Here is an 11,845-nt window from a genome sequence, read left to right as displayed (position 1 = left end):
GTTCGGGCTGCAAGACAGACTCCTCAAAGCGTAATGTGCATGCCGTCAAAGGCGACTTCAATCCCGTGCCGGGCAAGTTCGGCCCGTTCGGTCGAATCCTCATCCAGGATGGGGTTGGTATTGTTGATGTGGATCAGGATCTTGCGTACCGCAGCTTGCCCATCCAGTAACGCGATCATCCCGTCCGTGCCGCTCTGCTGCAGATGCCCCATCTCGCTACCGAGCTTGTCGCCTACCCCGGCGTAGGCCATCTCGTCATCGCGCCACAAGGTGCCATCCACCAGCAGGCAGTGGGCGTCAGCCATCACTGATTTGACTTGGGCATCCGGCTGCCCCAAACCCGGCGCGTAAAACAGCACCCCGCCTGTATTCAGATCGCGCACCAGCAGTCCGATGTTGTCGCCTGGGTGTGGATTGTTGCGATGCGGGGAATAGGGTGGCGCTGCGCTGCGTAGGGCGATGGCGGTAAAGCGCAGAGCGGGACAAACCGGAATGGTAAATTCTGCTGCAAGCGGAATTGGGTTCCAGCGCAGTCCGCCATTCCAATGTTCAAGCATCTTGAATAACGGAAATCCGCTGCTGAGGTCTTCGTACACCATATCGGTACACCAAACTTGGTGCGGACACCCTTCGCGCAGAGTCAACAGGCCGGTGACATGGTCAATCTGACTGTCCATGAGCACAATGGCACCAATGGCGGTGTCGCGCACGGAACGTGCAGGCTGCAGCGTCGGGGTATTCTCTAGCTGCGCGCGTATGTCCGGCGAGGCATTGCAGAGTATCCAGTTGACGCCGTCATCGGACAGTGCGATGGAAGACTGGGTGCGCGGCTTGGCGTTCAAGGTGCCCTTGCGCACTCCGTCGCAGTTGCTGCAGTTGCAGTTCCATTGCGGAAAACCGCCGCCAGCTGCCGAACCGAGTATCTGAATATGCATTGTTTTTCCTGGTGTTCAACGGATCGGCTGAATCAAGGAAACACCCCGGCAAGCCGGGGTGCCGACTGCTCAACGGCTGGCAAAGTACATGGTGACTTCAAAGCCGATACGCAGATCGGTAAAGCTCGGTTTAGTCCACATAGGTCGATCCTCTTGTTTTACGAATAGGTCTTGCCGGTAAAAGCCGACAACCTCAGTTAACCACCCGACTGCCAACCCAAGAATGGTACTTTGGAACTAGTTTCGGCCCGATTTGGTATGGCTCGAGGCGGCCCGGTCAAAGCTTTTTGGCCTGTCGATCAGGCATAAAAAAGCACGGCCGAAGCCGCGCAATGATCCAGAGCATCAATCCTCAGCCCTGTCCGGGGTAACCGGACAGAATGCATCCGCCCGGGGAGGAGCGGTCCCGGGCAGCCGCAGCCGGAGCCTAGAAAAAACCCAGCGGATTCGCGTCATAGCTGACCAGCAGATTCTTGGTCTGCTGATAGCTGTCGAGCATCATCTTGTGATTCTCACGCCCTACACCTGACTGTTTGTAGCCACCGAAGGCCGCGTGGGCGGGATACAGGTGGTAGCAGTTGGTCCATACTCGACCTGCCTGAATGGCGCGGCCCATCCGATACGCACGATTAGTATCCCGTGTCCAGAGCCCTGCACCGAGACCAAATTCGCTGTCGTTGGCAATCGCCAGAGCTTCGGCTTCGTCCTTGAAGGTCGTGACGCTGACTACAGGCCCAAATATCTCTTCCTGGAAAATGCGCATCTTGTTGTGACCCTTGAGAAGGGTCGGCTGGATGTAATAACCGTTATTGATGCTGTCGTGGAGTTTTTCAGCACTGCCGCCGATCAGGAATTCGGCACCTTCCTGGCGGGCGATCTCCATGTAGGAGAGGATCTTGTCGAACTGCTGCTCGGATGCCTGAGCACCGACCATGGTCTCCGTGTCGAGGGGATTGCCACGCTTGATGCTCTGAGTGCGCTTGATCGCCAGGGCAATGAAGTCTTCGTACATGGATTCCTGGATTAGCGCCCGTGACGGACAGGTGCAGACTTCGCCCTGATTGAAGAACGCCAGGACCAGACCTTCGACCGCCTTGCTGATAAAGGTCTCTTCGGCCTGCATGATGTCGGCAAAGAATATGTTCGGAGACTTGCCACCGAGCTCGACAGTACAAGGAATTATATTTTCGGCAGCAGCGTGCATGATGTGCCTGCCAACCGGTGTGGAGCCGGTGAAGGCAATCTTTGCGATGCGCTTGCTGGTGGCCAGTGCTTCGCCAGCTTCACGGCCGTAACCGTTGACCACGTTGAGAACGCCCGGTGGCAACAGGTCACCGATGATTTCCATCAGGACCAGGATGCCCAGCGGCGTCTGCTCTGCCGGTTTGAGAACGACGCAGTTACCCGCCGCCAGCGCCGGCGCGAGCTTCCAGGCCGCCATCAGCAGCGGGAAGTTCCATGGAATGATCTGGCCGACCACGCCCAGGGGTTCATGGAAATGATAGGCGGTGGTGTGTTCGTCGATTTCTGCCAGGGTCCCTTCCTGGGCACGAATACAGCCAGCGAAATAACGGAAATGGTCGGCGGCGAGCGGGATATCCGCATTCAGGGTTTCACGCACGGCCTTGCCGTTATCCCAGCTTTCGGTAACGGCCAGCTTTTCAAGATTCTGTTCGATGCGGTCGGCAATCTGCAGCAGGATGTTGCCGCGGGCCTGAACCGACGTCTTGCCCCAGGCAGCCTTGGCAGCGTGGGCAGCATCCAGCGCCTTGTCGATATCCTCGGCGGTAGAGCGGGGAATCTCACAGATGGCCCCACCCGTTACCGGCGACAGGTTGGTGAAATACTGCCCCTTGACCGGCGCGACGAATTCACCATTGATGAAGTTACCGTAACGCTCCTTGAAAGACACGACAGAGCCCTGAGCTCCGGGATTTGCATAAATCATGATTGTTATCCTCTGCACGTTGCCTGACCCCTCGCGAGCCAAGTCTTGTAACGATACTAATTACAACAGAGGCACCCCGGGTATGCCTCCTTGGCAGGGTGGGGTTCGTTATTTAGTAGTATTGGTACCGATATCTCTTCGGTAGCTGACAATTGCTGGCACTTAGCTGTTTCGTCCATCGCGCACTAGATCTGCACAATCGGAAACCATGGTATTCGCTATTTTTAGTTCTGATGCTATGAATAGAATCTCGCAGAATGGGAGCGTATCACCTGTCGAGATCTGAACCTGCCGAAAAAAGGCAGAAATTCACAGCATCCCTGACTAAATCGCGAAATACCGCATTTACCCAACGCTCGCCATCCCAATTCGCTGTGAAAATTACTCCGTCTTCAGGCGATCGTGTCTGACGAGCGAGCTGGGCTCGTTAAGCAGCAGCATGTAATGGCCTCCCGGGCCACCTTCACCGAATTGCTCTGCATCAACGCAGAGTCTATCCAACTGCTGCAGCGCTCAAAGAGGGCTGCAGCGTGGCCCCGTCGTGGGCCCGAATTCCTCCCTTACCCCCTCGATATTGATCCGAGGGAACTCCTGAATCGAGGGTGAGCTGGACGCCGAAAGTCGCAGCATCCCAACGGCCTGAATGGCCAAGTTAACTACCTCCGCAGCGTGTGATTGGACAACGCAGCGGATTTTTTTAAATTGCGCGCACGTTTAAGAGATGCAACCAATGAAAAAGATAAAAAACACTAAAATCAGTAGCTTGCACAAAAGTTCCGAACCACTACCGGACAAAACTCGGACAAAACTGCCCCGGCCGGACTTCCACTGGGTTTTCAGCTCAGCATGCCGGAATCGTTTAGCCAAATTACAGCCAGCCAGATCAGGCACCCAGATCTGCTGCATCGGCGCAATGATAAAGCGCAAGCCTTTGCCCCCCGGTTTCGATTCAGATACCGGTTCACGGCGCAGCAGATTTCAACCGTGCTCACAGCTGCACACGACGTGTCCACCCGCAAGAGGGACTTCTCTCTATGTTTAATCTAACTCCGGTTAGGGGCAGCAGGGACACGTGCGTGGCGTAGCCTTTATCCCAACCGGAGAGGCCGCCACGCAGCGCTGTATCAATTACACATACAGGTAAACGGATATGAAAAAACCTCAGAAACCTTGCAATAAACGCAATTATGGCTACGGTCGGCAGCTCCGGTACGCCATGTGCCGAGCGCTGACTCTTTTTTACGGCGACCAGGACCACTTCGGGACCCGTAGGACTCACCAATATCGAGTGCGGATATTTGCTCGATACTGCATGAGGCAGGGCGTAGTCGAAGCTCGGCTGATTAGCCAATCGACACTCGACTCATATGGGGAATACCTGAAAAGTCGATTGCAGGGTGAGTACGTTTGGCGAGACGGCACTACCGACAAGCCGATTTCTGCGCCGTACGCGCACAATTTGATCTCAACCGCGAACACGGCGCTGTATGCGATGCGTGGGAACGCGAAGATAGAAATTTCAGCACTTCAGGCGTTGGCTACCTCTCGGAGATATGTCAGAGAGGTACCAGCGCGAGCCGATCAACACGCGGTCACTCAGGCGGTCGCGAAAATGGTGAGTAAAGGGGATCGTCGAGGTGCGGCAGTGGCTCTTCTTGCAAGGAATTGGGGGATGCGCGCTCAGGAGGCGACCCTTCAGGATCTGCAGCGAATGCGCCATGAGATTCTCACGACAGGCCGCGCCTGGATTCTGCAGGGGTGCAAAGGGGGCAGACAAAGTACCGATCGTTGGGTTTCATCAACACCTGCGCGGCTTGAGGCAATCGAGTTCGCATTGCAAACTCTCCCCATCGGGTCTCGATGCCTGCTAGATAAAACTGAAACAGTAAAGGTTTTTTACCAGCGCGAGCTGAACCGGTGCCGTCGCGTCCTGCGTTCGTTTGGGGTGGTCAGCTATCGTGAGCTCCGCGCCGCGTTTGCAGCAGACGTCTATCAGTCGATCACCGGCGTATTACCCATGAGTGGTGTTCATGTACCTCGAGACCTGGACAAAAAAGCTAGAGCGGAAGTGGCTCGAGTTTTGGGCCATGGGAGGATACAGGTTTCCAGCGGCTACGTGGGTGGGTATTAATGAACATCAGTTTAATTACCCAGAGGTTGCGCTTTGATCCTAAGTCTTCGCAAGTGACGACCAAGAAAGTCATCGGGCGCCTGAAAACGATATGTAGGATTATCAGCGAAAAATTTCCAGAGATTCACCGGCTAGACCAAATCAGGCTAAAGCATCTGCAGCACGTCAGAAACGAAGGTTTGGCTCAGTATAGCCCCGCCACTGTCGTGGACTATGAACGCACCCTAATCATTTTAGTGGAAGCGTTAGGTAAGACGAAGGACTGGCTACCTCCTTTGAAATTGAAGAGGGACCCGAGTAAAGGTGGCCGTCCATCTTCGACCAAGGTAATCCGTTCCCGATCACGGCATCGCAGAGGTATTCTCTGAATCGCAGAACCAAAAAAGCCCCAATAACCGATGTTGGTTTGTTGGGGCTTATGTTGGCAAAGAACCAATATCGCGCGTAAGTCATTGATTCTAAACGTTGTGTGGCGGAGGGACAGGGATTATTCGGCGCTTCGCGCCTCACCCCTTCGGGGCCGCAGTCGCTGCGTTCCTGCGTTCCTACGCAAGCGTTGCTTGCTCCGGTCGAACATGGGTTCTCACCGAGAACCCATCTGATAAACAAAAAAGCCCCAGCTTTCGCTGAGGCTTTTTGGTTATTTGGCGGAGGGACAGGGATTCGAACCCTGGGTAGGCTATTAACCTACGCCGGTTTTCAAGACCGGTGCATTCAACCGCTCTGCCATCCCTCCACGGCCGGCAATACTACCGGAAAGTTCTGGCTAGTCAATGGGTAACGTTGCAAATTGACATGATTCCGCTGACGTAAAACCTTGATTTGACGCATTGAACAGGTATTATCGAGCGCATAGTGAAGGATCATCCTATTTGCCATTCTTGGAGCGCCATAGATGAACATGCAAAATCGCGAGACCACGCTGCAACATGCAGGCGTGAATGAAGCTGAAGTCAGCAAGCTATTCCGCAACACCTATAGCCTGCTGGCCCTGACGCTGGCGTTCAGCGCCGTTGTTGCGTTCATTTCCATGAGCTTGAACCTGCCTCACCCTGGTCTGATCATCACCCTGGTCGGGTTTTACGGCTTGCTGTTTGCTACGTCCAAAATGCGTAATTCCGGTTGGGGTCTGGTTTTGACCTTCGCTTTCACCGGTTTTCTTGGCTATACCACCGGCCCTATCCTGAACGCCTATCTGTCCTTGCCTAACGGTGGATCGCTGGTAGCCATGGCGCTGGGTATGACGGCGATGGTGTTCTTCGGTCTGTCTGCTTACGCGATTCTGACCCGTAAGGACTTCAGCTTTCTTTCGGGCTTCATCATGGCCGGCTTTGTAGTGCTGCTGTGTGCTGTGGTCGCCAGCTTCTTCCTTGAGATCAGCGGTCTGTCTCTGGCGATTTCCGCAGGTTTCGTGCTGTTCTCGTCTGCGATCATCCTGTATCAGACCGGTGCGATCATCCACGGTGGTGAAGATAACTACATCATGGCAACGATCACGCTGTTCGTTTCCATCTACAACATCTTCCTCAGCCTGCTGCAGATTCTGGGCATCATGGGCGAAGATTGATAGCCGAAGTGGCTGTAAAACGGGCCCGCTAATTGCGGGCCTTTTTCATGCGAGCACCCTTGATGAAATTTGCCATCACTCTTCTAGCAGGCCCTCAGGATCCAGCAGCGCGTAGCGCTTTGGAATTTGCCCGCGCGGTGATTGAGTCGGGGCATCAGATTACTCGGTTGTTTTTCTATCGCGACGCGGTACAGATCGCCTCCCACCTCGGTGTTCAGCCCCAGGATGAGCAGGACATTAGCTTGCAATGGCGCGAATTCATTGCCGCCGAGCAACTTGATGCGGTGGTGTGCATAGCTGCGGCTCTGCGGCGCGGCGTGCTTAATGAGCCCGAAGCCGCTCGCTGGAAGAAGCCAGTGGCTAATACGGGCGCACCTTATGATCTGTCCGGACTCGGGCAATGGGTCGACGCCCTACAGACGGCCGATCGAGCCATCACCTTTGGTACCTGAGATGAAAAGTCTGCTGGTTATCAGTCGTCACCCCCCTGCCCGCCTGGCCGCGCGTGAAGCATTGGATATGGTGCTCGCCGCCGCCGCCTTTGGTGTGCCTACCGCTCTGCTATTCATGGAGGACGGCGTACTGCAGTTGCTCAAGGGGCAGGATGCCTCTGCGGTCGGGCAGAAATCGCTGGCAGCCAATTTGCAGGCTCTGGATCTCTACGGTGTCGAAGAAGTGCTGGTGTGCCAGCACTCGCTGACCGAACGCGGCATTCAAAGCAAGCAGTGTGCGCTTGATTGCCGCACTGTGGATAGCGTGCAGATCGCCCATCTGCTAGCCCATTATGATCAGGTAGTGTCTTTGTGAATTGCTGCATTGGAACGCCACGTCAAGAACAACGTCCTGGAGCCCGATAGAAACATATGCTGCATATTCTCAGGCATTCACCCCACTCAGATGGCCGTTTTGCCAGTTGCCTCCGTGTACTGGCTGGCGAAGATGGCGTGCTGCTGACCGAAGAGGCGGTTTACGCATTGCTGCGAGACTCGGCAACGGCCGCACAACTCTGCCTGGTGCCCGCTGCGGTGCAGTTCTATGTATTGGAGGTGGACGTGTTGGCTCGCGGCCTGCCATTGGATGACCTGCCCGCCCGGGTAAAGGTGATCGATTACCAGGGCATGGTTGCCATTTGCGCAAAATTTCCCAAGGTAGTCAGCTGGTGAGCACGATGATTCAGCTTGGAGAGCAGCGCATACCGCTGGATGACGAAGGCTTTCTCATTGATCGGGATGACTGGTCCGAGCCCCTCGCTGCCCTCCTGGCGCAACGCGAGGGTATCGCTTTTGGCCCGGAGCACCTTGAAGTCATACTGTTGCTTCGCCAGTTTTACCTGCAGTACCAGCTATCTCCGGCAATGCGCCCCTTGGTCAAATATCTGGCCCAACAGCTCGGGGCCGACAAAGGTAATAGCCTTTACCTGCTGCGTCTGTTTCCCGGTAGCCCGGCTAAACTGGCGAGCAAAATTGCTGGCCTGCCGAAGCCGGACAATTGCTTGTAGTACTAGGCCTGCACTGCTTCGACCGTAGTCAGAATAACCAGTTGATCACCTGGCTTGAGCTTCAGCGGAATATTACGTGGTGGGTTGAGCTGCAAGCGACGCCCATCATCGTCGGGATCATGCCGGTAAACCCCCAAAGCGGTTTCGCCGTTCAACGCGGCAACGGCTTCCAGGTCAGCAAAGTTATTCACACTGTGCATAGGGTAATCGGCTTGTGACCGGTAGAGAATTTCTGGGCCGCCGGCAGTAAACAGATCTTCGATAACCAGGCTCAGCTCCCGGCGCTGGGCGATCTGTGCCATCAGGTGGCTGAGAATCATCGGGCTGATGATGCACTCGCCGCGATTACGCACCACTAGCGCTTCGTTGGATGGGTCGCTTAGTTCGAGTAACAATTGTGGCCGCTTGCTTGCACCCTTGAGCAACTCATCTACCACCATATAACCGACCATAGCCCGCGCATCCGCCTCTTCACCGGACGCCAGCAGATCACTGGAGATCAGCAGTATGCTGTCCCAACCACGCTCCAGCACCGGCTTCAGCAAGCCCTCAAGCATGAAGTCACCCTGCAGATGCTCGCATGTGACCTGTGCGGTTCTCTCGCTGTAGCGGGCAATCGCCGCGCGCTGCAGCGCCGTATCCAGGGTAGACAGCACCTGAACCTGAAACCGTTGTGGGCTGTAGGAGGCAAGTTCGTCGATGAGTGCCGGGAGGCGATTGTTCCAACCGAGAATCAGGACTTTCAGGTCCCGTCCCGCTGTAGCGTTACGCGGCGGAAAAGTCCCCGCAGGCCGCTCCAAAAGCCGGAGTCTTTCAATGGATTTCTGTACCGGGTCAGCATCTGCATATTGGCGCGCAAGCATGACCAGCTTGTCTCCAGGGCCAACGATCTCGCTGGAAGGTGCGTTAAGCATGGAACGCCATTGCTCGCCCTGCGGGCGCATGATGCCGCACACGATCGCCGCAGGACAGGTGGCAGCGACCTCGGCCAGGCTCGCGCCCTGGCAGCCATCGCTGGAGCGCACATAGAACTCGTTGCCGTCGTGAACCGACATCACTTCGGCAAAAAATTCCGGCAGTCCCGGATGAATAATCGATTGCGCCATCAGCCGGCTGACGATGGCATCACTGGCCAGAATCTCCATCGGTCCTTTGTAGGCGCGGCGCATGATCTTCACCTTGCGTACATCTTCTATTTCCGCGACCACGTAAGGCGGGGGTTGGCGGGTCAGATGCGCATGCGCTTGCAGGGTAAGCAGTGCCTTGATGGTTTCCATATCACCAGTAACCAGATCCATGCCGCCTTGCGAGCGGCCCGGGATCATCACCACTGTCGCTTGCATGCAGGCAACGCGATGCAAAGCCTCAGGCTGAAGAGCGGTGCCTGAGCGCAAAATAATGTGCTTGCCGTGCCTACCAATACCCGGCTCATCGCGCATTTCCTGCATGCGCTTGGTGTTGACCTCGTCGGCAAGAATCACCAGACGTACCCGTTTGGTTTCTCTGGCCAGCAGTAAGCGCTGGATACCGCCGGCAGTATCCAGAATCTCGCGAATCAACGGAATGGTTCGGTTGGTCCAGCCGAGGATGACCACGTGATTGCGGATGGTGACCGGCGTCAGGCCCTGTTCCAGGGTCGCCATGCTGCTGATCAGCCAGCGCGTCATGATGGCCACCAACGTACCCATGAACACCACATAACCCATGATCGTCAGTGCAGTGGAAACGATACGGCGCCAAGTGCCCTGATCGTCACCCAGATAACCTGGGTCGGTCAGGCGCAAAAAGGCCCACCAGACTGAATCTGCCAAGGGCATATCCGCTGCGGCGGATGGCCAGGCCAACCAGCCCCCAACCAACGAAATCAGCCCGATAAATATGGCCACCACCATCAACTGATAATGCGCACCTTTGACCAGTTGTCGCTCAATAATGTAGCGCAGTCGACCCACCAGGGTAAAAGGCAGCATGGAAGTTCTCTCTTAGGATCAGATGCTTACAAGCCTACCGAAAGCCTGTTAGATTGGCCATCTGATCACGCTTGGCAACGCACCGCTACGGACTTCGATGGACAACCTGCAAAATATAATCGGCTTGGTTATTGCTGTTCTTTACTGGCTGCTCACTGCAGCAGTCACCATTCGCGTCGTCATCTTCCGCCGGCCGGTCAGCGGCACGTTAGCCTGGCTATTGGTGATCTACATACTGCCTCTGGTGGGCGCCATCCTTTATCTGTTGCTCGGTGAGCTGAGCATGGGCCGCAAACGCGCCGCGCGCGCCCAGGCGATGATCGAACCTTATCTGGACAACCTCAACAGCCGCTTCTGTAATGACGATATCCCGCTGCCCGGCGGCCATCTTGCCTACGCAGTGCATCAGATTCTTGCTGCGCGCATGGGCCTGGGTACGCTTGGCTATTCGAACATGCAGGTGCTGGCTTCGCCGGACACCATTTTCAGCAGCCTGATCAGCGATATCCAGAGTGCAACTGAAAGCATCCGCATCGAAACCTACATCTGGCATCTCGGCGGCAGAGCAGATGAAGTGGCTCGCCAACTGATTGAAGCCAGTCAGCGTGGGGTCAAAGTCAGCCTGCTTATCGACCACGCCGGCAGCCGCCAGTTTTTCCGCTCCAAATGGCGTAACAAGATGATCAAAGCCGGGATCGAAGTGGTACCTGCCATGCCGGTCAAGTTATTGCGTGCTCTGGTTCAGCGCATTGACCTGCGCATGCACCGCAAGGTGCTGATCATCGATGATCGGATCGCCTATACCGGCTCGATGAACATGGCCGACCCGCTATTGTTCAAACGGAAATCAAAATCAGCTCCCTGGATTGACGTTATGCTGCGGCTGGACGGCCAGGCGGCAACTGGATTGGCGAAGGTCTTTGCCTGGGATTGGGAAGTAGAAACCGGGCAGCGAAATCTGCCGGATTACTACCCCGCCCCTGACGCCTGCAATAGTTGGCTATCGATCATCCCCTCCGGCCCAGGTGTGGGTGAAGACATGATCGGTCAGGCGGTCCTGTCGAGCATCTACCGAGCAAACCGCAGCATCGTTATCAGTACGCCCTACTTTGTGCCCTCAGAGGCCATTTTCGACGCACTCTGCCAGGCCGCTCGGCGCGGTGTGGCGGTCACAGTCTTATTGCCCAAGCGCGTTGACTCACTGATGGTGCACTGGGCCAGCCGGTCATATTTCGAGCTACTGCTGGAAGCCGGGGCCGATATCAAACAGTTCGATGGCGGACTGCTGCATACCAAAGCCATGTTGATGGACGACGAGTTGGCGTTGGTCGGCAGCCTCAATCTGGATATTCGCAGCCTGCAGCTCAATTTCGAGCTGACAGTCGCACTGTTCGGTAAAGAGAGCTGTGCCGGGATCAAGTCATTGCTGGAATCCTACGCGGCCGCCAGCCAGTCGGTCGAGCGAACGGAGTGGCAGCAACGCGGCAGACCTGCTCGCATGCTGGAACGCTCGATGTTCTTTATGAGTCCGCTGCTCTGAAATGAAAATAATTCTCAACCGCACCTTGCCGTCAGCAAAACGCGGTGCTAGCCTCTAGTTGAGATTGATTCTTGTTTATTTCAGTGAGGCCCGCTCATGCGCGTATATATGCTGCCCATTACTATCACTGCCACCCTGATGTCGGCCCACATGGCGATCGCGGACCGTGCCCAGCAAGCACCGGCCCGTCCTGCTATGCAGGCTCAGGCCGATGCCCCTGCCAGCGGCAAAGAGCAGAAACCGCCGCCTCGCTGAA

Annotated in this window: 11 protein-coding genes and 1 tRNA gene; 7 read left to right on the top strand and 5 right to left on the bottom strand. The window is 55.9% G+C overall.

The genetic code is table 11. From position 1 onward, the window contains the following. Positions 1-23: 23 nt before the first annotated feature. The 3 genes from pqqB to EAO82_RS12535 form a co-directional block, all read right to left on the bottom strand. On the bottom strand, positions 24-935 hold the full coding sequence (gene pqqB, locus EAO82_RS12545; RefSeq protein WP_096347694.1) for a pyrroloquinoline quinone biosynthesis protein PqqB: 912 nt from the start codon (positions 933-935) through the stop codon (positions 24-26). 69 nt (positions 936-1,004) lie between these two features. Next, a complete protein-coding gene (pqqA, locus tag EAO82_RS12540; RefSeq protein ID WP_096347732.1) occupies positions 1,005-1,076 on the bottom strand; it encodes a pyrroloquinoline quinone precursor peptide PqqA in 72 nt (23 codons plus the stop codon). A 286-nt stretch (positions 1,077-1,362) separates the two neighbouring features. Then, positions 1,363-2,883, bottom strand: coding sequence for an aldehyde dehydrogenase family protein (locus EAO82_RS12535; RefSeq protein ID WP_096347695.1), 1,521 nt, complete (start codon positions 2,881-2,883; stop codon positions 1,363-1,365). A gap of 1,150 nt (positions 2,884-4,033) precedes the next feature. On the opposite strand from EAO82_RS12535, the gene EAO82_RS12530 reads away from it, so the two are divergent. Further along, positions 4,034-5,014, top strand: coding sequence for an integrase domain-containing protein (locus EAO82_RS12530; RefSeq protein ID WP_096347697.1), 981 nt, complete (start codon positions 4,034-4,036; stop codon positions 5,012-5,014). Positions 5,015-5,659: 645 nt separating this feature from the next. On the opposite strand, the gene EAO82_RS12525 is transcribed toward EAO82_RS12530, so the two are convergent. Continuing rightward, a tRNA-Ser gene (locus EAO82_RS12525) sits at positions 5,660-5,750 on the bottom strand. Between the two features lie 165 nt (positions 5,751-5,915). On the opposite strand from EAO82_RS12525, the gene EAO82_RS12520 reads away from it, so the two are divergent. The 5 genes from EAO82_RS12520 to EAO82_RS12500 all read left to right on the top strand — a co-directional run bounded on the left by EAO82_RS12520 (position 5,916) and on the right by EAO82_RS12500 (position 8,079). After that, positions 5,916-6,581: a Bax inhibitor-1/YccA family protein gene (locus EAO82_RS12520; RefSeq protein ID WP_096347733.1), complete on the top strand. Its 666-nt coding sequence runs from the start codon at positions 5,916-5,918 to the stop codon at positions 6,579-6,581. Between the two features lie 62 nt (positions 6,582-6,643). After that, on the top strand, positions 6,644-7,033 hold the full coding sequence (gene tusD / locus EAO82_RS12515; protein ID WP_096347699.1) for a sulfurtransferase complex subunit TusD: 390 nt from the start codon (positions 6,644-6,646) through the stop codon (positions 7,031-7,033). Position 7,034: 1 nt separating this feature from the next. Continuing rightward, entirely contained in the window at positions 7,035-7,388 is a 354-nt protein-coding gene (tusC, locus tag EAO82_RS12510; protein WP_096347700.1) for a sulfurtransferase complex subunit TusC, read from the top strand. A 56-nt stretch (positions 7,389-7,444) separates the two neighbouring features. Continuing rightward, entirely contained in the window at positions 7,445-7,744 is a 300-nt protein-coding gene (gene tusB / locus EAO82_RS12505; protein ID WP_096347701.1) for a sulfurtransferase complex subunit TusB, read from the top strand. A 5-nt stretch (positions 7,745-7,749) separates the two neighbouring features. Beyond that, positions 7,750-8,079, top strand: a complete 330-nt coding sequence (locus EAO82_RS12500) for a TusE/DsrC/DsvC family sulfur relay protein (protein WP_096347702.1) — start codon at positions 7,750-7,752, stop codon at positions 8,077-8,079. A 2-nt stretch (positions 8,080-8,081) separates the two neighbouring features. On the opposite strand, the gene EAO82_RS12495 is transcribed toward EAO82_RS12500, so the two are convergent. Beyond that, the gene (locus EAO82_RS12495; protein WP_096347703.1) at positions 8,082-10,049 is read right to left on the bottom strand and encodes a CASTOR/POLLUX-related putative ion channel; all 1,968 of its coding nucleotides are present in this window, start codon (positions 10,047-10,049) and stop codon (positions 8,082-8,084) included. A gap of 97 nt (positions 10,050-10,146) precedes the next feature. Here EAO82_RS12495 and cls point away from each other — a divergent pair, with 97 nt between their 5' ends. Next, positions 10,147-11,589 carry a cardiolipin synthase gene (cls, locus tag EAO82_RS12490; protein ID WP_096347704.1) on the top strand — a complete coding sequence of 481 codons (1,443 nt, stop codon included), beginning with the start codon at positions 10,147-10,149 and terminating at the stop codon, positions 11,587-11,589. Positions 11,590-11,845: the final 256 nt, after the last annotated feature.

It is taken from the genome of Halopseudomonas pelagia, from assembly GCF_009497895.1.
GTDB lineage: Bacteria > Pseudomonadota > Gammaproteobacteria > Pseudomonadales > Pseudomonadaceae > Halopseudomonas > Halopseudomonas pelagia_A.
Note: the sequence above shows the minus strand (reverse complement) of the source record. Positions and strands in the feature narration are given on the sequence as shown.